Source organism: Streptomyces hiroshimensis (assembly GCF_014650335.1).
Classification (GTDB): domain Bacteria; phylum Actinomycetota; class Actinomycetes; order Streptomycetales; family Streptomycetaceae; genus Streptomyces; species Streptomyces hiroshimensis.
Map to the genome: position 1 here is coordinate 203567 of NZ_BMUT01000004.1, position 23610 is coordinate 227176.

Annotated in this window: 25 protein-coding genes; 14 read left to right on the forward strand and 11 right to left on the reverse strand. The window is 71.3% G+C overall.

Going from position 1 to position 23610, the window contains the following annotated elements; all coding sequences use genetic code 11:
- The first annotated feature begins 200 nt into the window (after positions 1-200).
- The 7 genes from IE241_RS11760 (at position 201) to IE241_RS11790 (ending at position 6065) form a co-directional block, all read left to right on the forward strand.
- A complete protein-coding gene (locus tag IE241_RS11760; RefSeq protein WP_190021661.1) occupies positions 201-1472 on the forward strand; it encodes an MFS transporter in 1272 nt (423 codons plus the stop codon).
- Positions 1473-1538: 66 nt separating this feature from the next.
- Positions 1539-1868: an FmdB family zinc ribbon protein gene (locus IE241_RS11765; protein WP_190021662.1), complete on the forward strand. Its 330-nt coding sequence runs from the start codon at positions 1539-1541 to the stop codon at positions 1866-1868.
- A gap of 100 nt (positions 1869-1968) precedes the next feature.
- Positions 1969-2820: an S-methyl-5'-thioadenosine phosphorylase gene (locus tag IE241_RS11770; protein WP_190021663.1), complete on the forward strand. Its 852-nt coding sequence runs from the start codon at positions 1969-1971 to the stop codon at positions 2818-2820.
- A gap of 90 nt (positions 2821-2910) precedes the next feature.
- Complete coding sequence (gene mscL / locus IE241_RS11775; RefSeq protein WP_190021664.1) at positions 2911-3384, forward strand: large conductance mechanosensitive channel protein MscL; 474 nt, start codon at positions 2911-2913, stop codon at positions 3382-3384.
- A gap of 34 nt (positions 3385-3418) precedes the next feature.
- Complete coding sequence (locus IE241_RS11780; RefSeq protein ID WP_190021665.1) at positions 3419-3628, forward strand: hypothetical protein; 210 nt, start codon at positions 3419-3421, stop codon at positions 3626-3628.
- Positions 3629-3742: 114 nt separating this feature from the next.
- Positions 3743-4954 carry a low temperature requirement protein A gene (locus IE241_RS11785; protein ID WP_190021666.1) on the forward strand — a complete coding sequence of 404 codons (1212 nt, stop codon included), beginning with the start codon at positions 3743-3745 and terminating at the stop codon, positions 4952-4954.
- A gap of 13 nt (positions 4955-4967) precedes the next feature.
- The gene (locus tag IE241_RS11790) at positions 4968-6065 is read left to right on the forward strand and encodes a P1 family peptidase (protein ID WP_190021667.1); all 1098 of its coding nucleotides are present in this window, start codon (positions 4968-4970) and stop codon (positions 6063-6065) included.
- 292 nt (positions 6066-6357) lie between these two features.
- Here the strand turns inward: IE241_RS11790 and IE241_RS11795 are convergent, their stop codons facing one another.
- From IE241_RS11795 to IE241_RS11815, 5 genes are all read right to left on the reverse strand, one after another.
- Positions 6358-7086 (reverse strand): VIT1/CCC1 transporter family protein, encoded by a 729-nt coding sequence (locus IE241_RS11795; RefSeq protein WP_190021668.1) that lies wholly within the window; start codon positions 7084-7086, stop codon positions 6358-6360.
- Between the two features lie 28 nt (positions 7087-7114).
- Positions 7115-7900 carry a class I SAM-dependent DNA methyltransferase gene (locus IE241_RS11800; protein ID WP_190021669.1) on the reverse strand — a complete coding sequence of 262 codons (786 nt, stop codon included), beginning with the start codon at positions 7898-7900 and terminating at the stop codon, positions 7115-7117.
- Between the two features lie 63 nt (positions 7901-7963).
- Positions 7964-8923 (reverse strand): ABC-2 membrane transporter-related protein, encoded by a 960-nt coding sequence (locus IE241_RS11805; RefSeq protein WP_190021670.1) that lies wholly within the window; start codon positions 8921-8923, stop codon positions 7964-7966.
- On the reverse strand, positions 8920-9831 hold the full coding sequence (locus IE241_RS11810; RefSeq protein WP_229899148.1) for an ABC transporter ATP-binding protein: 912 nt from the start codon (positions 9829-9831) through the stop codon (positions 8920-8922). The genes IE241_RS11805 and IE241_RS11810 overlap by 4 nt, the downstream gene beginning before the upstream one ends.
- Positions 9828-10274 (reverse strand): GntR family transcriptional regulator, encoded by a 447-nt coding sequence (locus tag IE241_RS11815; protein ID WP_229899150.1) that lies wholly within the window; start codon positions 10272-10274, stop codon positions 9828-9830. The genes IE241_RS11810 and IE241_RS11815 overlap by 4 nt, the downstream gene beginning before the upstream one ends.
- Before the next feature lie 231 nt (positions 10275-10505).
- On the opposite strand from IE241_RS11815, the gene IE241_RS11820 reads away from it, so the two are divergent.
- From IE241_RS11820 to IE241_RS11835, 4 genes are all read left to right on the forward strand, one after another.
- Positions 10506-11258 carry a DUF6879 family protein gene (locus tag IE241_RS11820; RefSeq protein WP_190021671.1) on the forward strand — a complete coding sequence of 251 codons (753 nt, stop codon included), beginning with the start codon at positions 10506-10508 and terminating at the stop codon, positions 11256-11258.
- Complete coding sequence (locus IE241_RS11825) at positions 11255-12100, forward strand: helix-turn-helix domain-containing protein (protein WP_190021672.1); 846 nt, start codon at positions 11255-11257, stop codon at positions 12098-12100. The genes IE241_RS11820 and IE241_RS11825 overlap by 4 nt, the downstream gene beginning before the upstream one ends.
- Positions 12101-12186: 86 nt before the next feature.
- Positions 12187-12519 (forward strand): hypothetical protein, encoded by a 333-nt coding sequence (locus IE241_RS11830; RefSeq protein ID WP_190021875.1) that lies wholly within the window; start codon positions 12187-12189, stop codon positions 12517-12519.
- Positions 12516-13679 carry a methyltransferase domain-containing protein gene (locus IE241_RS11835; protein WP_229899152.1) on the forward strand — a complete coding sequence of 388 codons (1164 nt, stop codon included), beginning with the start codon at positions 12516-12518 and terminating at the stop codon, positions 13677-13679. Before IE241_RS11830 ends, IE241_RS11835 begins: the two co-directional genes overlap by 4 nt.
- 170 nt (positions 13680-13849) lie before the next feature.
- Here the strand turns inward: IE241_RS11835 and IE241_RS11840 are convergent, their stop codons facing one another.
- The 3 genes from IE241_RS11840 to IE241_RS11850 all read right to left on the reverse strand — a co-directional run bounded on the left by IE241_RS11840 (position 13850) and on the right by IE241_RS11850 (position 17053).
- Positions 13850-14380 carry an NUDIX domain-containing protein gene (locus IE241_RS11840; protein WP_190021673.1) on the reverse strand — a complete coding sequence of 177 codons (531 nt, stop codon included), beginning with the start codon at positions 14378-14380 and terminating at the stop codon, positions 13850-13852.
- 181 nt (positions 14381-14561) lie between these two features.
- Positions 14562-15404, reverse strand: a complete 843-nt coding sequence (locus IE241_RS11845; protein ID WP_506004935.1) for an SCO4651 family lipoprotein — start codon at positions 15402-15404, stop codon at positions 14562-14564.
- Between the two features lie 170 nt (positions 15405-15574).
- The gene (locus IE241_RS11850) at positions 15575-17053 is read right to left on the reverse strand and encodes an MFS transporter (RefSeq protein ID WP_190021675.1); all 1479 of its coding nucleotides are present in this window, start codon (positions 17051-17053) and stop codon (positions 15575-15577) included.
- Positions 17054-17189: 136 nt separating this feature from the next.
- On the opposite strand from IE241_RS11850, the gene IE241_RS11855 reads away from it, so the two are divergent.
- Positions 17190-18149, forward strand: a complete 960-nt coding sequence (locus tag IE241_RS11855; RefSeq protein WP_190021676.1) for a helix-turn-helix transcriptional regulator — start codon at positions 17190-17192, stop codon at positions 18147-18149.
- 130 nt (positions 18150-18279) lie between these two features.
- Here the strand turns inward: IE241_RS11855 and IE241_RS11860 are convergent, their stop codons facing one another.
- Positions 18280-19281, reverse strand: coding sequence for a sigma-70 family RNA polymerase sigma factor (locus tag IE241_RS11860; protein WP_190021677.1), 1002 nt, complete (start codon positions 19279-19281; stop codon positions 18280-18282).
- A 448-nt stretch (positions 19282-19729) separates the two neighbouring features.
- Between IE241_RS11860 and IE241_RS11865 the strand changes: the two genes are divergently transcribed.
- Positions 19730-20176 carry a hypothetical protein gene (locus IE241_RS11865; protein WP_190021678.1) on the forward strand — a complete coding sequence of 149 codons (447 nt, stop codon included), beginning with the start codon at positions 19730-19732 and terminating at the stop codon, positions 20174-20176.
- A gap of 212 nt (positions 20177-20388) precedes the next feature.
- Here IE241_RS11865 and IE241_RS11870 read toward each other — a convergent pair whose 3' ends face one another.
- Positions 20389-21183 (reverse strand): dioxygenase family protein, encoded by a 795-nt coding sequence (locus IE241_RS11870; protein WP_190021679.1) that lies wholly within the window; start codon positions 21181-21183, stop codon positions 20389-20391.
- 154 nt (positions 21184-21337) lie between these two features.
- On the opposite strand from IE241_RS11870, the gene IE241_RS11875 reads away from it, so the two are divergent.
- The gene (locus IE241_RS11875; protein WP_190021680.1) at positions 21338-21877 is read left to right on the forward strand and encodes a MarR family winged helix-turn-helix transcriptional regulator; all 540 of its coding nucleotides are present in this window, start codon (positions 21338-21340) and stop codon (positions 21875-21877) included.
- Positions 21878-22092: 215 nt separating this feature from the next.
- Here the strand turns inward: IE241_RS11875 and IE241_RS11880 are convergent, their stop codons facing one another.
- Positions 22093-23598 carry an MFS transporter gene (locus tag IE241_RS11880; protein ID WP_190021681.1) on the reverse strand — a complete coding sequence of 502 codons (1506 nt, stop codon included), beginning with the start codon at positions 23596-23598 and terminating at the stop codon, positions 22093-22095.
- Positions 23599-23610: the final 12 nt, after the last annotated feature.

Here is a 23610-nt window from a genome sequence, read left to right on the forward strand (position 1 = left end):
TCCCAGCGGGAGATTTCCCTAGATTCACACCGAACCAACTCTGCCTGATGCAGGGCTGGCGCGACCGCACGGCGGCCGCGGTCGCACAAGGCGGCCGGAAGGCATCTACCACGGTCCTGCGCGAGAGGACAGCTCTCGGCGCGCTCCGTGGCGGCTTGCCGTTCGGTGGCGCGCTACCAGGCGGCGGAAAGGCCTGGGCCGTGGCATCCACGGTCAACGAACGGCCCGGATACGGGCAGCTGCTGCGCACCCCCGGCGCGTGGACGTTCCTGCTGCCGGGCTTCCTGGCCCGGCAGCCGTTCGCGATGCTGACGATCGGCATCCTGCTGCTGGTCAACGACACCACCGGCTCCTACGGCACCGCGGGTACCGTCTCGGCGACGGCGGGCGTGGCCATGGCCCTGTTCGCGCCGCAGAGCGGCAAGCTCGCGGACCGCTTCGGGCAGGCCGCGGTCCTGATCCCCGGTGTCGTCGTGCACGCGGCGGCGATCTCGCTGCTGACGGTGCTCGCGCTCTCGGACGCGCCCCTGTGGGCGCTGCTGGCGGCCGCGGTACCGGCCGGTGCGTCGACGCCGCAGATCGGCCCGATGGTGCGGGCCCGCTGGGCCGCCAAGCTGGACGGCTCCCCCCTGATGTCGACGGCGGCGGCCTTCGAGTCCGTCACCGACGAGTTCACCTTCGTGATCGGCCCGGTGCTGGCCACGGCGCTGTGCACCGGCGTCCACCCGGCCGCCGGTCTGGTCGCGGAGGCCGTGCTGACCCTGGGCGGCGGTCTGCTGTTCGCCACGCAGCGGCGTACGCAGCCGCAGGCGAGCCGCGCGGCGGCCGGTGGCGCCGAGGCCGGCAAGCGCGTCTCGGCGCTGTCCGTGCCGGGCGTGCGGGTGCTGGCGGTCGTCATGCTGGGCATCGGCACCGTCTTCGGCGGCATGCAGGTGTCGATGACCGCCTTCACCAAGGAGATGGGCGAGCCGGGCCTCAACGGTCTGATGTACGGCGCCTTCGCGGCCGGAAACATGATCGCGGGCATCGCCTGCGGCGTCATCGCCTGGAAGCTGAGCCCGCAGCGCCGTCTGCTGCTGGCCTTCCCGCTGCTGGTGCTGGCCACGACCCCGCTGTGGGCGGCGCACCACATGGTCCTGCTGGGTGCCCTGGGCATGCTGGTGGGTCTGTGCATCGCGCCGTCGCTGATCACCGGCTACACGCTGGTGGAGAAGCTGGTCCCGGCGGGCGCCCGTACCGAGGCGTTCACCTGGCTGACCGGCGCCGTCGGCCTCGGCCAGGCGGCCGGCGCGACCGTGGGCGGCCGGCTCATCGACGCCCACGACGCGAGCGCCGGATTCCTGGTGCCGCTGGGCGGTACGGCGATCGCGCTGGTGGTCCTGCTGGCGCTGCGGAAGGCGCTGACGCCGCACTCGGAGTCGGTCGTCGCGGCACGTGGGGTCGGTCACCGTGAGCCCGTCTCGGTGGACTGACGGACAGGAATACTGCAGTATGGACCGTCGTTAGCACTCAACGAGTGAGAGTGCCAGGAGGAGCAAGTGCCGACTTACCAGTACCAGTGCACCGAGTGCGGCGAGGGCCTTGAGGCGGTGCAGAAGTTCACCGATGACGCCTTGACCGAGTGCCCCGGCTGCCAGGGGCGCCTGAAGAAGGTCTTCTCTGCGGTCGGCATCGTCTTCAAGGGCTCCGGCTTCTACCGGAACGACAGCCGTGGCTCGTCGTCCAGCAGCTCGCCCGCGAAGCCCTCGACGACGTCCTCGTCGTCCGCCTCGAAGAGCTCGGACGCGAAGTCCTCGGCGTCCTCTTCTTCGTCGTCTTCGTCCTCGTCCTCGACGAGCACTGCGGCCACCGGCACCTCGGCCGCCTGACCGGGCACACCCGGCGCCTTTCTTCCCACAGAGCCCTTCGCCTCCCACCGGAGGCGAAGGGCTCTGTGGCATGCGCTGACGCGCCGTTAGGGTGGCTCCCATGGTCGACATGCACAGCGCGCGTGCGGATATAGGCGTCATCGGCGGGTCCGGTTTCTACTCCTTCCTGGAGGATGTGACCGAGGTCACGGTCATGACGCCGTACGGGTCACCGAGCGACTCCCTCTTCGTCGGCGAGCTCGCCGGACGGAAGGTCGCCTTCCTCCCCCGCCACGGCCGCGGCCACCACCTGCCGCCCCACCGCATCAACTACCGGGCCAACCTGTGGGCCCTGCGCTCGCTCGGCGTGCGGCAGGTCCTCGCCCCGTGCGCGGTCGGCGGGCTGCAGCCGCAGTACGGGCCGGGCACCCTCGTCGTCCCCGACCAGCTCGTGGACCGGACGAAGGCGCGGGCGCAGAGCTACTTCGACGGCGAGATGCTGCCCGACGGCCGGGTGCCCAACGTCGTCCACACCTCCTTCGCCGACCCCTACTGCCCCACCGGGCGCGCGGTGGCGGTCGCGGTGGCGCGCGGGCACGGCTGGGAGCCGGTGGTGGACGGCGGCACGATGGTCGTCATAGAGGGCCCGCGCTTCTCCACGCGGGCCGAGTCGCGCTGGCACGCCGCGCAGGGCTGGACGGTCGTCGGCATGACCGGGCACCCCGAGGCCGTGCTCGCCCGCGAGCTGGAGCTCTGCTACACCTCGATGGCGCTGGTCACGGACCTGGACGCGGGCGCCGAGACGGGCGAGGGCGTCTCGCACGACGAGGTCATGCGGGTCTTCGGGGAGAACGTGGGACGGCTGCGCGAGGTGCTCTTCGCGGCGGTCACGGCCCTGCCGGAGACCAAGGAGCGCGGCTGTCTGTGCGCGGACGTGCACAAGGGGTGGGACCTGGGTATCGAACTGCCCTGAGGCCGCCCCTGCCCCCGGCCGGATATGGAATCATCCATTCCGGAACATCCGGACCATCCGGGCGGAAGCAGTGACAGAAAGGCTTGAGCAGTGACGACGAAGACCGGGGTCCTCGGCGGTTTCAAGGCGTTCCTCATGCGGGGCAACGTCATCGACCTCGCCGTCGCCGTCGTCATCGGCGCCGCGTTCACGAACATCGTGAACGCGGTGGTCAAGGGCGTGATCAACCCGGTGGTGGGGGCCTTCGGCACGAAGGACCTCGACCACTACGCGGTCTGCATCAAGGGCCCGTGCGCCGTGAACGCCAAGACGGGCGAGGTCACCCAGGGCGTCTCGCTCCAGTGGGGGTCCGTGCTCAGCGCCTCGCTGACCTTCCTCATCACGGCCGCGGTCGTCTACTTCCTGATGCTGCTGCCCATGAAGCGCTGGCAGGAGCGGCAGGCGGCCCGGACCCCGGCCGCCCCGGCCAAGGAGACCGAGCTGGAGCTGCTCACCCAGATCCGCGACGCGCTGGTGGAGCAGCGGCGCGAGCCGGAGGCGGAGACGGTGCCGGCGCAGAGGTAGCCGCGCAGGCAGCCCCTCCCCGTACCCTGGACGCATGAGCGACACCGCCCCCGAGCCCGCCTCCGAGCCCGCACCGCAGCCCCGCAGGAAGCCTGCCGCCGCCCTGATCTTCGACGATCCGCTGGCGCAGCAGTCCTCCGACGACACCGACCGCGGCTGGGGCGAGCGACCGGGCAGCGGCGGCGACGGCTCTGCCGCCGACCTGGCCCGCTTCCTGGACGAGAAGCCGCCGCACCACGTCTGAGCGCGGGGCGCGGCTGCCTCCGCCGGGGCCCGGCTGCCTCCGCCCCGGCCCGGCTGCCCCCCCTTTACGCGCGCTCCGCGCGCGCCTCGCACGCCGTACGGTGAGAATCGCCGTATGAGCGAGGACGCCCCCCGCCCCCTGCCGGACGGCGGACCACCGCCCTCCCGCGTCCTGCGCCGGATGGCGGGCCGCGGGCGCGAGGAGGAGCACCGGGCGGCCACGCCTCTGGAGCTCTTCTTCGACCTGTGCTTCGTCGTGGCGGTGGCCGTCGCGGGGCGGGAGCTCGTCCACGCGCTGGCCGAGGGGCACGCGGCGCACGGCGTGCCCGGCTACCTGATGGTGTTCTTCGCCATCTGGTGGGCGTGGGTGAACTTCACCTGGTTCGCCTCCGCGTACGACACGGACGACGTCCTGTACCGGGTGGTGACACTGGTCCAGATCGCCGGCGTGCTGATCCTGTCGGCGGGCATCCCGCGCGCGTTCGACGACGCCGACTTCTCGGTGGTGTGGTTCGGCTATCTGGTGATGCGTCTGGCGCTGGTCTCGCAGTGGCTGCGGGCCGCGGCCTCCACGACGGGCGCGGAGCGGCGGACGGCGCTGAAGTACGCGGCCGGAGTGTGCCTGTGCCAGGTGGGCTGGCTGGGCGTGCTGTTCCTGCCGGACCATGCCAAGCCGTGGGTGTTCCTGCTGATGGCCGTCCTGGAGATGTCGGTCCCGGCCGTCGCGGAGATGCAGCAGGAGACGGCCTGGCACCCGCACCACATCGCCGAGCGGTACGGGCTGTTCACCATCATCGTGCTGGGCGAGACGGTCTCGGCGGCCACGGTGGCCGTGCAGTCGGCGCTGGAGGAGAACGAGGCGCTGGACGAGCTGCTGCCGATGGCGGCGGGCGGCCTGCTGCTGATCTTCGCCGCGTTCTGGATCTACTTCGCCGTCCCCATCCACCTGCACCTGGCCTCGAACCGGCAGGCGTTCCTGTGGGGCTACGGGCACTACCTCGTCTTCGGGTCGGCGGCCGCGATCGGGGCGGGCATCGAGGTGGCGATCGAGCAGGCCGTCGGCAAGGCGCACGTCTCCGCGTTCGCGGCGGCGGGCGCGGTGACGGTCCCCGGCGCGCTGTTCATGTTCTCGGTCTGGCTGATCCACTCCCGTCACTACAAACGGGGCCCGGCCCAGCAGTTGGTGCTCCCGATGTCCGCACTGGCCGTACTGGCCTGCACGTTCGCGGGGGACCGGGCGGTGCTGCTGACGGGGCTCGTCGCGTCGGCGACGGTGGCGACCGGGGTCTGGTTGTCCACAAGGAACCCACCGCCTACCGAGGCGTGATACGCATGGCTGTATGACGAACGCAGCCGCCCCAGGGGCAATGGACGCGCTCACCGACGTTCCCGGCATCCGCGTGGGACACGCACACCGCACGGGCCCCGGGGCCCTCACCGGCACCACCGTCGTCCTCACCGCGGAAGGCGGCGCCGTGGCCGCCGTGGACGTCCGCGGCGGCGGCCCCGGCACCCGCGAGACCGACGCCCTCGACCCGCGCAACCTCGTCCAGCGCGTGGAGGCCGTCGTCCTCACCGGCGGCAGCGCCTTCGGGCTGGACGCCGCATCCGGCGTGATGGCCTGGCTGGAGGACTCCGGCCGCGGCTTCCGGGTCGGCCCCGACCCCGCGCAGGTCGTCCCGGTCGTCCCCGCCGCCGCCCTCTTCGACCTCGGTCGCGGCGGCGACTGGCGGGCCCGCCCCGATGCCGCGCTCGGCCGGGAGGCCGCCGAGGCCGCGGCGGGCGAGGACGTGGGGGCGCCCGTCGCCCAGGGCAACGTCGGCGCGGGCACGGGCGCGGTGATCGGCGGACTCAAGGGCGGCGTGGGCACGGCCAGCGTCGTCCTGCCCTCGGGGACGACGGTCGCGGCGCTGACGGTCGTCAACGCCGCGGGTTCGGCGGCCGATCCGGCGACCGGGATCCTCTACGGGCGCGCCTTCGAGGGCGTGGCCGTAGAGGCCCCCGGCCGGGAGCGGCACGAGGCCGCGCAGAAGCGGCTGGCCGAGGCGAGGGAGGAGTCCGCGAAGCGCTCGGCGGCATCGGTCCGGCCGCCGCTCAACACCACCCTCGTGGTCGTCGCCACCGACGCCGCGCTCACCCGCGCCCAGGCACAGAAGCTCGCGGGCACGGCCCATGACGGCCTGGCCCGCTCCGTCCGCCCGGTGCACCTGCTCCACGACGGCGACACGGTATTCACCCTGGCCACGGGCGACCGCCCCCTGGTGGCCGAGGACGTCTTCGGCGATGCGGCGACCCTGCTGGCGGCGGGCGCCGTGAACGAGATCCTTGCGGCGGGCGCGGACGTAGTGACCCGCGCGGTGGTGAAGGCGGTCCTCGCGGCGGAGCCGGTGGACGGCCCGGGCGGGGTGTTCCCGTCGTACGGGGAGCTGTACGGCTGAAGGGACGGCGGGCGTCGTGCGCCCTGTAAGGGGCGCGGGGCGGTGTCGATCTGCGGCTCCGCCGCGTGAGCGCGACAGCAGGCGCCATGCGCCCCATAAGGGGCGCGGGGAACTGCGCGACCAGCCACATACGGCCCGCAGCCGAAGGAAGCCGTGCGGCTGAACGGACCCCCCGGCGGGTCCGCCGACGGCCGCAGCGGTCACGCGCCCCATAAGGGGCGCGGGGAACTGCGCGACCAGCCACGTACGACCTGCAGCCGACCAGCCGGCCGCACACCCCGCGGAGCCCCCGTCACACCCCGGCCGCACCCAGCAACGACCCCGCCCCATACGTAACCGCCATCGCAAGCGCCCCGCCCGCCGCATTCCGCAGCATCGCCCGCCCGGGCGGGGCGTCCCCCATCCGCGCACTCCCCCACCCGCACAGCACGAGCGCGGCGAGCACCGCCACGACGGTGACGGGCAGCCGTACGTACGGCGGCGGCAGGACGATGGCGAGCAGAGGCAGCAGCGAACCGGCCGTGAAGGCGAGGAAACTCGCCCCGGCGGCCTGCCAGGGGCTGGTGAGTTCGTCGGGGTCGATGCCGAGTTCGACCTCGGCGTGCGCGCGGAGCGCATCGTGTTCGGTGAGCTGCTCGGCGACCTCGCGGGCGAGGTCGCCGGTGAGCCCCTTGCCCTCCAGGAGGGCGGTGAGCTCGTCGAGTTCGGCCTGCGGAGCGGTGGCGAGCTCACGGCGCTCCAGCGCGAGCGCGGCCTGTTCGGAGTCGCGCTGGGTGCTCACCGAGACGTACTCGCCGGCGGCCATGGACATGGATCCGGCCAGCAGCCCGGCGAGCCCGGCGGTCAGCAGCGTGCCGCGTGCGTCGGTGGCACCGGCGACGCCGACGACGAGGCCGGCCGTGGAGACCACGCCGTCGTTGGCGCCGAGGACGGCAGCCCGCAGCCGGTTGAGGCGGTTGCCGAGAGCACCCTCGTGGGGCTCGCCTTCATGCTGCGTAGGGCCGTTGGTGTCATCGCTCACGAGGCGAGGTTCTCACCGGACGAAGCCCTTATTCGGGCAGGCACACCCGGATCTTCGACTGACCGTGCGGCCGCTTCTCCCAGTCCTCCATGAAGCGGGCCCGCAGCCCGTGCTTCTCGGCGAGGGCGACGAGCGTGCCGGTGCGGTAGTAGAAGTCCTCGCGGAGCACCTGGTGCTCCGCTCCCTCCGTACGGTCGAACGTGAAGTCGAAGAAGCCGCCGGGGGCGAGGATCCGGCCGACGTGGGCCAGGCACTCCTCGATCACCTCCAGGGGCGAGTGCGAGAACACGCTGTGGGCGTGGACGACGTCGAAGTGCGCGTCGGGGAGGAAGTCGAGGGTGAGGTTCTGGGTGATGGTGAGGTGCGGGAGCTTCTCCTGGAGCCCGTAGGTGGTCAGGGTCCGCTTGGCGGAGATGAGGATGTCGGGCGAGATGTCGATGCCGTAGTAGTGGCCGGCGTCGAGGTAGTCGATGAAGAGCCGGCCCGCGCGGAGGTTGCCGCAGCCGATGTCGAGCATGCGGTGGCGCGGGGCGAGGCCGTGTTCCTTGAGGTAGTCGAACTGCATCTTGCCGAGGGCGAGCCAGCGGTCGTGACTCTTGCTGCCGACGGCGGCCTCGGGGCTGCGGGCGGTGTCGGAGGCCATCACCGCGCGGTAGTAGTCGACGTGGTCGGGGTGCTTGATGCGGAGCCAGCCGTCGCGGGCGGTGCGCTTGAGGTAGGGGGCGATGCGGGCGGGGTGGGTCACCGCGTAACGGACCTTGTGGGAGAGGTTGCTGCGGTTCTTGAGCAGTGCGGTTGCTTTGCGCGAGGACACGGGCGGAACCTCCGTGGTGAGGGGCTATGCGGGTACGTAGAGGTACGAGGGGACGGACGGGGCCTACGGAAGGGGACGACGCTTCAGCACGACGCAGACGCCCGCTATGAGCACGGCGGCGAGACCGAGGAAGATGCCGGTCTCGATCCACTGGAAGGTCCAGAAGTCGCTGCTGGGGAAGACCGTGCGGTAGCGGCCGACGTAGCCCTGACCGGCCATGCAGCGGGCGAGGTTGTCGTCCACGGGGCAGGCGTCGGGGATGCGGATGCGGTGGCCGGCGGCGTCGAGGTAGCCGAACTCGCCCGTGGACCAGCCGCTGCCGATCTCCCGGCGGGACGCGTCGCCCTTGCTGATCCACAGCTGGGGCGAGATCCAGTCGGAGCGGAAGGTGTTGAGCGCGAACCGCAGGGCCACGACGGCACCGAGCACCACGGCCATCGCGGGCAGCGTGCGCCGGATCAGCAGGCCGGCGGCCGTGCCGGCGGCGAGACCGAAGAGGGCGCAGGCCACGGCGGCGGGGCCGGTGGCGTTGAAGATGTAGCCGTCGTGCCAGTAGAGGCCGTTGAGCATGTTCGAGACGGGCGACCACCACCAGGCGACGAGCGCGGCGAGGACGGCCGAGCCGAGCACGGTGCAGAGGGCGGCGAGCGCGAAGCGGGTGACGAACCAGCGGCCGGCGCCGACGCCCTGGGTGAGGGCGAGCTTCCACGTACCGCTCTCCAGTTCGCGGCCGATGAGCGGCGCGCCCCAGAAGACGCCGATGAGGACGGGCAGGGCGGCGCTGAGGGTGCCGAGGGCACGGATGGGGCCGGTGGTGTCGTCCAGCAGCTGGATCGTGGCTTCGCTCTCGCAGCCTCCGTCCCAGCCCTTGCAGCCGGCGGTGTCGATGTGGCGGCTGCTGATGAAGTCCGTCATGTCCGTGCGCATGATGACGACCCATGCCGTCACGGCGAGGAGGACGGCGGCGCCGGTCAGTATGAGGGCGCGCTGCTGGCGCCAGGCGAGCCAGAGGGTGCCTTTCATGCGGCGGCCTCGGGGGCGGGCGCGGGCGTGCTGTCGGAACGCAGATAAGCGAGCAAGAGATCTTCCAGGGAGGGGTTTTCGACGACCCACCGGTCGTCGCCGGGGAGGGGCCCGGTGTGACGGAGCAGGGCGTGCACCTGCCGCCCGGTGACGGAGGCCTCGACGACGCCGGCGCGGTCGAGGGCGGGCGGCAGCCCGTCGTCGGTGGACGGGTCGGCGAGCCCGGTGATGCGGACGTGCGTCTCGCAGAGCTGCTGGGCGTCGCCGTCGAGCCGTACGGCGCCCTGCTTGAGGAGCAGGACGTGGTCGCAGGCGTTCTCCAGCTCGGACAGCACGTGGGAGGACATGACGACGGTGATGCCGCGGTCGGCGACCTCCGCCATGACCAGGCCCATGGCCTCGATGCGGACGAGCGGGTCGAGGTCGGCGAGCGGCTCGTCGAGGAGCAGCAGCCCGGGGCGCTTGCCGAAGGCGAGGGCGAGGGCGACGCGGGTGGCCTGGCCCTGGGAGAGGGCGCCGACGCGGGCGTCGAGGGGGATGTCGCCTGCGCGCACGATGCGCTCGGCGGCGGCCTGGTCCCAGTCGCCGTTGAGCTCGCGGCCGAAGCGCAGGGTCTCCTCGACGGTGAAGCGGGGGTAGAGCGGCTTGTCCTGGGCGAGGAAGGCGGTGCGGTCGCGGGCGGCCGGGCTGCCGGGCTCGGCGCCGAAGACGCGCAGCTCGCCCGCGGTGGGCCGGAGCAGGCCGGTGGCGAGGTGGAACAGGGTGCTCTTGCCTGCGCCGTTGGGGCCGACGAGGGCGGTGATCCGCCCGGCGGGCAGGGCGAAGTCGCAGTCGCGGAGCGCCCAGCCACCGCGGAACCTCCGTCCCAGGCGGGTCGCCCGCAGGGCGGTGGTGGGGTCGTCGGTCACGTGTCTTCCTCCAGCGTCTGCGGTGATCGGGGGGCCGGGATGAAGGGAGGTGGCAGCTCGGGGGGCGGAAAGGAGTCGTCGAGGACGGAGGCGGCGAGCGCCGCGACGTCCTCCCGCTCCAGCCCGGCCGCGCGGGCGCGCGCCACCCAGGCGGCGGCCTCGGCCCGCAGCGGCGAGTCCGTGGCCGCGGCGGCCCGCGACAGGGACCGCCGCACGAACGTGCCCCGGCCGGGCCGCGGCTCGACCAGCCCCTCGCGCTCCAGCTCCCGGTAGGCGCGGAGCACGGTGTTGGGGTTCACCGCGATGGCCTCGACCACTTCCCTGGCCGTCGGCAGCCGGTCCCCCGGCTCCAGGACGCCCAGGCGAAGCGCCTGCCTGACCTGCTGAACGAGCTGCAGGTAGGTGGCCACGCCGCTGCGCCGGTCGATCCGGAACGCGATCATTCGGCACCCTCGTTTCACTAACGTGTTAGTGGAATGATGCGGAGGGGGTGCGGGGGTCGTCAAATCAGACAGTGTGTACGGGGTCGGCGACTGTGAGCTACGAGGGGAGCGCGGCGGCCCGGGCGGGGGCCCGCAGACACCGCCCCGTACGGCGTCCTGTCGCGTTTCTCGATCACCCCACTACGTTGCGCATCACGTCGGCACGAGCCGACGCGACGAGAGGGGTTCACCATGGCTCGCAGGCTCTGGATGATCGGCACGAACTCCGGGAACAACGGCTGCCCCACCCTGTACGAAGACCTCGACAGCAAGGAAATCCTCGTCCAGGGAGACCAGGTGACCGACCCGGACGACATCGCCCAGCTCAAGAACGTCAAGGACGGGGAGGGATTCGTCGTCGTGCCCCGGGAACTGCTCGCGAACTTCGGCCCCAAGGAGGCGGAACACGTGCCTGCGTTCATCAGCTTCGACGAGTTCGACGCCATGTTCGAAACGTTTGAGCACACGGCATGGCGGCTCGAAACGCGGCGCGCCTACCGGTCCGACGAGGAGACCGAGTCTTATCAGCGGTTCATGCAGGGCCGGGACGCGGGCTACGACCTCGACGACCCGTGGTGCACCTCGCGCCGCGAACAGTCCACTCTCGGAAAGCGGTTCGAACGCGTACGGGTCCTCGACAACCCGCCCACTCCCGGCCAGCTCTACCTCCTCGACGGAGCACGGCGGAACGCGGCCGTCGGGGAAGACATCCGCAATCTCTGGCGCAACGACGCGGAGCGCCTTCGGCTGCCCGCCGAGGATTTCTGGCTCTTCGACTCCCGGGTGGCAGCCCTCCTGCACTTCGACGGCGCCGATCGCCTCACCGGCGTCGAGCTGATCACCGACCCGGTGAAGGTCGTGCGCTACTGCCAGGTGCGGGACGCGGCCTGGCACCACGCGATCCCCCATGAAGAGTTCGCGGGTCGGGTAGCTTCCGCTGGGTGACGACCGATTTCCAGCAGGGCCGGATCGCCCTCGGTGTGCGGCTGCGAGAGCTGCGCACCGAGGGCGGGCTTACGGTCCGGCAGTTGGCCGCAAAGTGCGGGTGGCCGTACTCCAAGATCTCGAAACTGGAGAACGGCAAACAGACGGTCACCCCGGCCGACCTGGAGACCTGGGCGAGAGAAACCGGCTTCTCCGACGCCGGTGAAGAACTGAAGGCCCGGCTGCGCGGCCTGGAAACCAGCCAGCGAAGCTGGAGGCGGCAACTTGCCGCAGGCCACCGGCCGGTTCAAGAGGCCCTGGCAGTCGAGTACCAGCGCTCGGCAGTACTGCGGGCCTGGGAAGCCGCAATGATCGTGGGCGTGCTCCAGACCGCGGAGTACGCCCGCCACATCTTCACGGCCTACGCGGACCTGCATCGATCGGTCCGGGACGTGGACGAAGCCGTGAGGGCCCGCATGAAGCGCCAGGAAGCGCTGTACGCGCGCGGCAAGCAGTACCACGTCGTCATGGGCGAGGCCGCCCTCCACACCCTCGTATGCCCGCCCTCGGTACTCGCCGGGCAACTCGACCGCCTCATGGGCGTGGTGACGGGGCTGGACACGCTCTCCCTCGGCATCGTCCCGTTCACCGCACAACTGGGACTGCCGCCGGCCAACGGATTCTGGATCTACGACGAACGGCTGGTCATCGCCGAGGACTGGCACGCCGAGCTGTGGCTGGATGACGCGGAGAACGTAGCCCTGTACACGCGAGTGTGGGAGACCCTGAGGAAGAGCGCCGTCTACGGCCACCAAGCGCAGCGGCTGATCGCCCGCGCCCGCGCGTCTCTCGACCTCGCGTAAGCAACACCAGGACACACTCCTCCCCATGCGCGAAACATCGAGAAACACAGCGGGATGTGCGAAACAGCAGCCCGTACGGTCCGGACATGACCGCAGAAGCTGTTGCCGCTGCTCCCCGCAGCGCGCTGTGCAGGACATGCATCCGGCTCACCCTCGCGCGGGCGACCGCCGTGCGGGACGGCCGCTGGGGCGACGTCATCGCGCTCTCGGAGGCGAGGTCGCGGCACGAGCAGGAGCACGCCGAACAACCGGAGGGGCGCGTGATGAGCGTCCGATCGAGCACCCCGTACGTACGAACCGGCGGGCACGGAAAGCCCCAGGAGGAAGACGACGGATACCCCGGGCAGCCCTGGACCCCGACCGACGAGCCGACCCCGGACGGGTCGACGCCTCCCGGCGGCGGGACGCACGGCAAGTGACGCCGCCGACCGCGCAGGCCGTGGACTCCGGCCGGGACGGGCTCCGCCGTCTCCTCCTCGACACAGGCGCCCTCGAACCCGCGTGGGTCCCCGCCTTCGACGCCGTACGCCGGGCCGGCTTCCTGCCCGACGTGATGTGGCCGCACGACATGGGAACCGGCCGCAGCCGCACAGTGGACAAGGCACACGACCCGGACACGTGGCAGAGGTACGCCGACTCCGACTGCCCCATCGTCACGCAGTGGGACGACGGGGCCCACAAGGGACCCGAGCCGGGAAGGTCGTTCAGTTCCTCGTCGTCCATGCCGAGCCTGGTCTTCTCGATGCTGGCGGACCTGGATGTCGGGGAAGGGCACCACGTGCTGGAAATCGGCACGGGCACGGGATGGAACGCGGGGCTGCTCGCCCACCGAGTGGGCCCAGCCGGGAGCGTCGTCACCGTGGATGTGGACCGAGCCGTGGCCTCGGCAGGCCGGGAGGCACTGTGGCGGGCGGGCCTGACCGCCCGTGTCCTTCACCGTGACGGTTTCCTCGGCTTCCCCGAGCGCGCCCCGTACGACCGGGTCATCGCCACCTGCGGGCTGCGGACCATCCCGTTCGCATGGGTCGAGCAGACCGCCCCGGGCGGGGTGATCCTCGTGCCTTGGGGCACGTACTACGGACCGGAGGAAGCAACGGCGCGACTGGTCGTCGCGGAGGACGGCCGAAGCGCGTCCGGACCCTTCACGCAGCCGGTGGGCTTCATGCGGATGCGCTCACAGCGACTGGTGCGGCGGCAGCACGCGGCGTACGTACCGCCGGGCGCCATGGACCGGGCCGACGTCTCGGTCACCACCCTGCGCGCGGCGGACGCGGCCGGGTTCGTGATGGGCCTGCTCGTACACGATGCCACGCATGTGGCCGACCGCGAGCGAGACGGCCGCCGCGCCGTCTGGCTCTACGGACTCTCGGACACGTCATGGGCCGTGGCCGACTTCCGCGACGGCCGCGATGAGGCCAAGGTCTACCAGTCCGGGCCCCGCCGGCTCTGGGACGAGGCGGAAGCCGCGCACCAGTGGTGGGAGGCAGAGGGCCGCCCGGGGTTCGAACGCTTCGGATTGACGGTGATGGAGGGCGGACGCACCGCGCTCTGGCTGGACGACCCGGCCGGCGTCCTCTGACGGGACGGAAATCTGCCGGGTACCGGCATCGTCGTGGTGAGCATCAAGACAGACTGGCAGCTGCCGCGATGTGGTTGCGCCCGGTGGGGGCCGCTCCGCTCAACTCGCCGACACTGTGGTTGCGCGTTCGACTGCCGGCCTGTGGACAGAACCTGGCATCACGCAGCCCCCTACGGCGAGTTCGGGAAGTCCTCTCCGTTGCAGAGATAGACCGGACACCCGGAGGTGAGCGCGACCACTGCGGCGGCGAATCGGCGGGCGAGGCGGGGCCGGAGCATTGCGGCCGCTTTGCTGCCAGAGGTGAAGCGTGCTTCGGAGAGCTCGGCATCACGAGGCCGGAGGGCGGTGGCCGCCTCGTCGTCGAGGACTCCCCCGTCGAATATGAACGCCACCTGGTCGTCCCAGGGGCCGTGCGGAGCGACCCAGTCCACGACGAGGAGGCCACGTGTCGCCACCGCCAGGCCGAGCTCCTCCTCAAGCTCCCGGAGCACGGCCCGGTCCGGGGCCTCATTCGCCTCCGCCATGCCGCCGGGCAGGTCCCAGCCGGGCTTGTAGGTGGGCTTGACCAGGAGAAAGCGCCCGTCGGTATCGCGCAGGAGAACGTCGGCGGCGACGCGCTTCCGGGCCTGCTTGGCGTTCCCTTCGGCCAGGTAGGCATTCCAGGCGGCGGAGTCGGGGGCGTCCTCGGGGCCGGGCGTCATACCCGTATGACGCCCACCCACGCTGCAGGCGTTCCCCCTCACGAGGGCGCGCCCTCCGTAAACCCCAAGGCTCTCGGCGTCCGTGTTCTCGAGGACGCCGAGAGCGTTGTCCGTGCCTGCCAGGCCCGGGACGCGGCCTGGCATCACGCCGTCGCCACGGCGGACTTCCAGGCGCAGGCGGTCAGCCCGGGAGGACGCCGCTGATGGACGTCGCCGGGACGACGTCCGACTCCGCCGGGGGCGTCGCCTCCACCGGCTTGCCCAGGTCCGACAAGGTCATCGTCGCCACGCTGCCGACCGGGCCGAACGTGTACGACAGCCGGGTGCGGACGACGCGGCCCTTGGCGTCGACCCACGCTTCCGCGCGGACGGGGAGCTTGCCGCCCATCGCGTCGCGCACCTTGGCGCCCTTCGCTCGGGACTCCGGGGTCATGCGGAGGGTGAGCGTGTCGAAGTCGAGGTTGCCGCGGTAGTGCGCGGTGGGGGCGCCGTTGACCGTTTCCTCGCCCTCCTTCTTGACGTCGCGCATCGCGGACACCTGGCGCAGGACGTGCTCGGGGTCGTTGACGGGCGCGCGGAGGAGGTAGTGGGCCTCCGGCTTGTCGCGGTCCATGGAGCCCCACATGTCCGGGGACTCCGGGACGACGCCCTTCAGGTAGACCTTGCCGTCGGCGAAGATCTCCTCCAGGTGCCGCTTGCCCTGGAGGTCGACCTTCAGGCCTCCCTTGTCGCCCGCCATGTCGAAGTCGCCCTTGATGGTGAAGGTGAACTTCTGCGCAGGGCCGCCGGTCACCTCGATCTGTTCGTCGATCCGGGCCGTGCTGCGGCCCGTCGCCTCCACTGCCGCCCGCACCGTTGCCCCGTGGTCCGCGGAAGGAGTGGGGGCGGGGGCGGACGACGCCGGCGACTTCTCGGGGCGTTTCGCTTCCGTCGTCTGCGTTCCCGTGGAGTCCGAACAGCCCGCACACAGCATCAGGGCTGCGGCAGTAGCGCTGGCAACGACAAGGGGGCGGCGCAGGGGCACGTATTCTCCGGAAAGTGCGGTTCGGCCGGTTCGGCCGGTTCGGCCGGTTCGGCCGGTTCAGCAGGACAAGGCGTCAAATATACGTTCGATCACCACGCCTTGCGCACCATAAAAAAGCGCCGGGCGGGCCGAATATCCGGCCCGCCCGGCGCCCCGGGTCCCACGAAACGTCAGGCCGTCGCCAGCTCCGCCTCGTCCGCCGGTGCGGACGTCTCCGCCACCTTGTGCCTGGGGAGCAGGAACATCAGCCCGAACACCACCACCAGGCCGCCCACGACCCACCACATCGCATGCGTGAACGCGCCGCTGAAGATGTCGGCGATCGCCTCGCGCCGCGGGTCCGCCTTGTCCACGACGGAGAAGAACGCCACCGAGACCAGGCCGAGCCCGATCGCCTGGCCCAGCTGCATCGTGGTGTTGATCAGGCCGGACGCGGAGCCCGCGTGCTCGCGCGGCACCTCGGAGAGGATCGCGTCCGTGATCGGGGAGACGATCAGGCCCATGCCCGCGCCCATCACGATCAGCGGCAGCGCCATCTGCCAGGAGGAGATGTCCGCGCCGTAGCGGTCGGCCTCCCAGATGTAGGTCAGCACGCCGGCGGCCATCACCACGGCGCCCGCCGAGAGCACGTTGCGCCCGAAGCGCGGCACCAGCTTCTGCACGGACATGCCGGCCGCCACCGAGACGGCGATCGAGAACGGGATGCCGGTCAGGCCCGCCCGCAGCGCGGACCAGCCGAGGCCGAGCTGCATGTACATCGTCCAGACCATGAAGAAGATGCCCGTGGTCATGCCGAAGACCAGCTGGACGCCGACGCCGCCCGCGAAGCTGCGCACCTTGAACAGCGACAGCTCGACCAGCGGCGATCCGTCCTTGCGGGTCTTGTGGCGCTCGTACGCGACGAAGCCGGCGAAGACGGGCAGGGAGGCGGCCATGGAGACGAAGCCCCACAGCGGCCAGTCGTGCTCGCGGCCCTGGGTGAGCGGGTAGAGCAGCATCAGCAGGCCGGCGCTGGCCAGGGCCACGCCGACGAGGTCCAGCTTGAGGGCCTTCGGGGCCTTGGACTCGGTGATGAAGCGGCGGCCGAGGAGCAGGCCGGCGATGCCGACCGGCAGGTTGATCAGGAAGATCGGGCGCCATTCGAGGCCGAAGAGGTTCCACTGGGTGAGCAGGGCGCCCAGCAGCGGGCCGGAGACGGCGCCGAGGCCGACGACCGCGCCGAACATGCCGAAGACCTTGCCGCGCTCGTGCGCGGGGAAGGTGACGTGGATGATCGACAGCACCTGCGGCACCATCATGGCGCCCATGAGGCCCTGCAGGACGCGCGCCGCGACGAGCAGCTGCGGGTCGCTGACGATGCCGCACAGCATCGAGGCGAGCGTGAAGCCGCCCATGCCCAGCAGGAAGACCTTCTTGCGGCCGTAGATGTCGCCCAGCCGGCCGCCGGTGATCAGGCCGATGGCGAAGGCCAGCGCGTAACCCTCGCTGAGCCACTGCAGGACGCTGAACGAGGCGTCGATGTCGCGCTTGATGCTGGGCATCGCGATGTTGACGATCGTCACGTCGACCAGATCCATGAAGGAAGCGGTCATCACTACCGCGAGCGCCAGCCAGCGGCGGCGGTCGGTGGGCGGTGAATCGGTGGTCATGGACGGACCTGGCCTTTCGGTCGTGAGGTGGGTGCGAGGGTGGGCGTGAGGGTGGGTGTGGCGCGTTTGGCGTATGAACCGACCGTAGACCTCATATAGGACAGCTTGTGTCCCACTTGGCTGAGACCCTGGTGTTATGAGCGACACTCCGGCACGGCTCCTGAACCTGCTGTCCCTGCTCCAGACCCCGCGCGAGTGGCCCGGCAGCGAACTCGCCGAGCGGCTCGGGGTGACCACGCGCACCATCCGGCGCGACATCGAGCGGCTGCGGGACCTCGGCTATCCCGTGCAGGCGACCCTGGGCGCCGTCGGCGGCTACCGGCTCGCGGCCGGCGCCGCCATGCCGCCGCTCGTCCTGGACGACGAGGAGGCCGTCGCGATCGCCGTCGGGCTGCGGGCGGGGGCCGGGCACGCCGTCGACGGCATCGAGGAGGCGTCCGTACGGGCCCTCGCCAAACTGGAGCAGGTGCTGCCGTCCCGGCTGCGGCACCGGGTCTCGGCGCTGCAGGCGGCCACGGTGCCGATCACCTCCGGCGACGGCGCGACGGTCGACCCCCGGACCCTGACGATCATGGCGTCGGCGGCCACCGGCCACGAGCGCCTGCGCTTCGCCTACCGCAAGGGGGACGGCACCGAGATGCAGCGGCTCGTCGAGCCCCACCGGCTGGTGAGCACCGGGCGCCGCTGGTACCTCGTCGCCTACGACATCGACCGCGGCGACTGGCGGACGTTCCGCGTGGACCGGGTCAGCGAGCCCTTCGCCACGGGCGCGCGCTTCACACCGCGGGAGCTGCCGGCGGCGGACGCGGCCGAGTTCATGAACCGCTCGCTGGGCCGGATGCAGCCGACGGTGCGCGTCGTCGCGACGCTGCACGCCCCGGCGGAGTTCGTCGCGGCGCGGCTCCCCCAGCACCTCGGCGCACCGGAGCCGGTGGACGACCGCACGTGCCGCCTCGACCTGGAGCTGACCGACTCGGTGGAGTGGATCGCCTTCCGGCTGGCCCTGCTGGACTGCGACTTCACCGTCCACGAGCCGCCGGGGCTGGTGGAGCACCTGCGCGAGCTGGGGGCGAGGATCACCCGGGCGGCCGGGTGAGAGACGTACAGCGGACCGTACGGCGACAGGACCGCACGGCGACAAAGGAGGGCCCCGACGCAGGGGGGGTGGCGCCGGGGCCCGGTCTATGAGGTTATGCCCTATTAAGCCGCTACGTCACTACGGCGCACTACGCCGCCGCGTCAAAGCCCGTGTCGTGTGCCATCTTCTTGAGCTCCAGCAGGGCGTGCTTCTCGATCTGCCGGATCCGCTCACGGGTGAGGCCGTGCTGCTTGCCGACCTCGGTGAGCGTGCGCTCGCGGCCGTCCTCGATGCCGTAGCGCGCCTTGATGATCGAAGCGGTCCGCTGGTCGAGGCGGCCGATCAGGTCCTCCAGCTCCTCGCTGCGCAACAGGGCGATCACCGACTGCTCGGGCGACACCGCGGAGGTGTCCTCCAGCAGATCGCCGAACTGGGTCTCGCCCTCGTCGTCGACGGACATGTTCAGGCTGACCGGGTCACGGGCCCAGTCCAGGACGTCGCCGACGCGCTCGGCGGTGCTGCCCAGCTCCTCGGCGATCTCGGAGTGCTCGGGGTCGCGCCCGTTCTCGCGGTTGAACTCGCGCTGGACGCGCCGGATCCGGCCGAGCTCCTCCACGAGGTGGACGGGCAGCCGGATCGTACGGGACTGGTCGGCGATGGAGCGGGTGATCGCCTGGCGGATCCACCACGTCGCATACGTGGAGAACTTGAAGCCCTTGGTGTAGTCGAACTTCTCCACCGCGCGCACCAGGCCGGCATTGCCCTCCTGGATCAGATCGAGGAGGGGAAGGCCGCTGCGGGGATAGCGCCGGGCGACGGCGACGACGAGGCGCAGGTTGGACTTGATGAAGACGTCCTTGGCGCGCGCACCCTCGGCCGCTATGACCTCCAGCTCCTCGCGCTTGGCCGCCTTGGCACCCTTCCCGGGCTCCGCGAGGCCGTCGAGGAGCTGCTGGGCGTAGACGCCCGCCTCGATGGTCTGGGAGAGCTCGACCTCCTTGGCGGCGTCGAGCAGGGGCGTACGCGCGATCTCGTCGAGGTACATGCCCACCAGATCGCGGTCTGCGATCTCCCCGGAGACGCGCGCACTGCTCGCCCCCTCAGCGCCCTTGTCGGCAGTCTTACGACGGGCGACGGCACGGGTTGCCATGCGTACTCCCTTGCGATGAGTCGGTCGCGGGACGGACGGGCTCGATAGGGCTCCCTGTAAGGGCGGACCCTGTCACGTTTGCCCCGTCCGATGGAAAGAACGACTGGAATCCGGACAGAATTCCCACGGAACGTCTTCTTTTTGGTGATCATGCAGTACCCTGTGCGGCCGCAACCGGAACGCATGCCGAGGAGACCTACGGAAGCGCAGGTCAGACCAGACGGGAAGGCGTCCCGGGGACCCCATGGGCCCCTGCCGCCGCGGCCGGGTGAGACGGCCGTCACGCCCGCGCGACAGCCGTCCCTGACGGCCGGGAGCCGTCGCCCTTGACCGCGCTCCCACCCTCAAGGACGGCGCGGACGGCTCCGTGGTTGCCACGCTCCGTTTGATCGAGTTGCCCGCGCCCCGGCCCGGGTGTGCGCTGGTGGGACGAGAGAGGAGCCCCGCGATGACGCACTCGATCATGCCCGGGCACCACCACCACGCCCACGAGGGCCCCGGCCCGGTGGCGCGCGGCACTCACCTCCGCGCCGGGCAGCCGGCCCGCTGGCCCTGGGCCGTCCCCGTCGTCGGCGGGATCGCGCTCGGCCTGTTCGCCGTCTTCCTGGCGAGCAACAACGGCTACACCGTGGGCGCCGCCGTCGTCATCGGCGTCGTCGCCGGCCTGATCGCGATGGCGGCCGGCTACGCCCTGCTCCACGAACGCAACACGATGATCACCGAGGTCCGCGCGGCGGCCTTCGGGGCGCTCTTCGGCGGCAGCATGGGATTCCTGCACAGCCTCAGCGGCGGCACGGTGCTGCGCTCCACGGGCATCGGGCTGCTGACGGGGATCGGCATGGGCCTGGCCTCGTACTACGTCTTCTACTGGCACGAGCACCGGGCGGACGTGTGACGGCGCGTGACGGAGGCCGGCTCTGAAAACCGGGCCCCGGACCGGTGACGAGGTCCGGCGACGTAGGACCTCAGACGGTTCCGTGTATGTGACAACCGGCCCTAGCGTGAGGGCCGATGCCACGACGTGAACTGCACCTGTCCGAGCGGCGCCCGCCCGAACCGCATCCATCCGAACTGCATCCATCCGAACCGCAGCTACCCGAACTGCAGCTATCCGAACTGCACCGAGCGCTTCGCCAGTCCCATCCAGAACCCGTCGATGACACTGCGCTGGCTGTCCAGCTCGTCCTCGGCGGCGCCGAGCGTGACGAAGAGCGGTGCGAAGTGCTCGGTGCGCGGGTGGGCGAGGTGTCCCGCAGGGGCCTTGCGCTCGAAGTCCAGGAGCGCGTCGACGTCCCGTGCGGCGAGCACCTCCCGGCCCCAGGCGTCGAACTCCGCCGACCATCCGGGCGGCCCGGATCCCGCGTGCCGCAGCGCGGCCAGGTTGTGGGTGAAGAACCCGCTGCCGACGATCAGCACGCCCTCGTCGCGCAGGGGGGCGAGCCTGCGCCCGATCTCCATCAGCCGGCGCGGTTCGAGGGTGGGCAGGGATATCTGGAGGACGGGGATATCGGCGTCCGGGTACATCTCGACGAGCGGGACGTAGGCGCCGTGGTCCAGGCCCCGGTCCGGGACGTCCTGGACGGGCGTGCCCGCCCCGCGCAGCGTCTTGCGGACGCGCTCGGCCAGCCCGGGGGCGCCCGGGGCGGCGTAGCGGACCCGGTAGTAGTGCTCGGGGAAGCCCCAGAAGTCGTAGACGAGCGGCACGGTCTCGGTGGCGCCGAGGGCGAGCGGCGCCTCCTCCCAGTGTGCGGAGACGACGAGGATCGCGCTGGGCCGCGGCAGCTCCGCGCCCCAGGCGGCGAGCTGGGCGGTCCACAGCTCGTCGTCGGCGAGGGGCGGGGCGCCGTGGGAGAGGTAGAGCGCGGGCATGCGCGCGCCGGTACGGGTGTCGGTGGCCGGCATGGACCCTCCAGGTCGGGGCAGTACTCCAAGAAGTACTTGAACTCTCAAGCTCTTGGGTATGAGCTTAACTCTCCCTTATTTAAACTTCAAGGATCCAGAGCGCGACCGAGAGCGCGACAGCGACAGGAAGCCGGTGGGTGAAACAGTGGATGTCATGACCAAACGACCCGAAGAGGACATCGCGCGTCGGGAGCGGGAGGCCTCCGGCGCCGCGGCGGAGCCGCGCTGGCTCACCGACGCCGAGCAGGACGTCTGGCGGGCGTTCCTGCACGCCACCACCCTGCTGGAGGACCACCTCGACCGGCAGCTGCAGCGTGACGCGGGCATGCCGCACGTCTACTACGGGCTGCTCGTCTCGCTCTCCGAGGCGCCCCGCCGCCGGATGCGGATGACCGAGCTGGCCCAGCACGCCAAGATCACCCGGTCCCGGCTCTCGCACGCCGTCGCGCGGCTGGAGAAGAACGGCTGGGTGCGTCGCGAGGACTGTCCCTCCGACAAGCGCGGCCAGCTGGCCGTCCTCACGGACGACGGCTTCGCGATGCTGCAGCGGTCCGCCCCGGGTCACGTCGCCGCCGTCCGGGCCGCGCTCTTCGACCGGCTCTCCCCCGAGCAGGTCGTCCAGCTGGGCGAGATGTGCCGGACGATCGCGACGGGGCTGCAGCCGGCGGGCGCGGACCTGCCCTGGCTGCGCTGACTCCCCTTACGCGTGCGGGCGCTTTGCGTCCCTTTCGCGTACGCGTACGCGAAAACCCCTGCCAGGGACGGCAGGGGTTTTCGTGGATCCGGCGGCTCGCCACGGGGCTGCGCCCGTTCGGCACCGCCGGTCCGCTTCATGGTGGTGCTGCGCTGTTGCGGCGGGAAAAGGGCCCGCCGCAACCGGCGCGTTCGCCGTGACCCGCCGGGCGGGCGCTAGTGCGCCATGACCGGCACGGCGTTCTCCGCGCCCTCGCCGTCGCCCGAGCCGGCGACCGCGCCGCCCTGGTGACCGGCGTTGACGAAGACGACCGCGACCGCCGAGGCCAGCGTCAGGATGCCGACCGCCCACCACACCGCGGTGGAGTAGCCGTGCACCATCGACTGGAAGGTGAGCAGCTTCGGGTCGGACCCGGCGCCCATGTGCGACTTGAAGTAGTCGGTGGTGGCGCTGGCGGCGACGGTGTTCAGCAGAGCGGTGCCGATGGCGCCGCCGACCTGCTGCGAGGTGTTGACCATCGCCGAGGCGACACCCGCGTCACGGGCCTGCACCCCGTACGTGGACAGGCTCATGGCCGGCATGAAGGCCGTACCCATGCCGAGGCCCATCAGCATCAGACCGGGCAGGACGACGCCCGCGTAGGAGGTGTCCAGGTCGATCCGGGTGAGCAGGACCATGCCGACGGCCGCGAGCAGGAAGCCCGGGCCCATCAGCCAGCGCGCCGGGACGCGGGTCATCAGGCGGGCGCCGATCTGCGTGGAACCGGTGATCATCGTGGCGATCATCGGCAGGAACGCGAGACCGGTCTTGACCGGCGAGTACCCCCGCACGACCTGCAGGTAGTAGGTCAGGAAGAGGAACAGACCGAACATCGCGATGGCGGCGAGACCCAGCGAGACGTAGACACCGGCGCGGTTGCGGTCGGTGAGCACGCGCAGCGGCAGCAGCGGGGCCTTGACCTTCTTCTCCACGAGCACGAAGGCGAACAGCAGGACCGCGGCGGCGGCGAAGAAGCCGAGGGTGCTGCCGGCCGTCCAGCCGTCGGACTCGGCGCGGGTGAAGCCGTAGACCAGCGAGACCAGGCCGAGGGTGGCCAGGATGACGCCGGGGACGTCCAGCTTCGAGGGGTTGCGGCCCTCGGCCGGCTCACGGATGACGGCGATCGCACCGGCCGCGGCGACGACGGCGAAGGGGATGTTCACGAAGAACGTCCAGCGCCAGTTGAGGTACTCGGTGAACAGGCCGCCGAAGATCAGGCCGACGCCACCGCCCGCACCGGCGATGGCACCGAAGATGCCGAACGCCTTGGCGCGCTCCTTCGCCTCGGTGAAGAGGACGGCGAGCAGCGACAGGGCGGCCGGGGCGAGCAGCGCGCCGAAGACGCCCTGCAGGGCGCGGGCGCCCAGCAGCATCCCGGTGTTGACGGCGGCGCCGCCGAGCGCGGAGGCGGCGGCGAAGCCGATCAGGCCGATGACGAAGGCCCGCTTGCGGCCCCACAGGTCGGAGATGCGGCCGCCGAAGAGCAGCAGACCACCGAAGGCGAGCGCGTAGGCGGTGATGACCCACTGCCGGTTGCCGTCCGAGATGCCGAGGTCGGCCTGGGCGGAGGGCAGGGCGATGTTCACGATGGTCGCGTCGAGGACGACCATGAGCTGGGCCAGGGCGATGAATATGAGCGCTTTCCAGCGCTTCGGGTCGAGGGGGGTACTGGTGTCTGGCATGAGTGTGTCTAC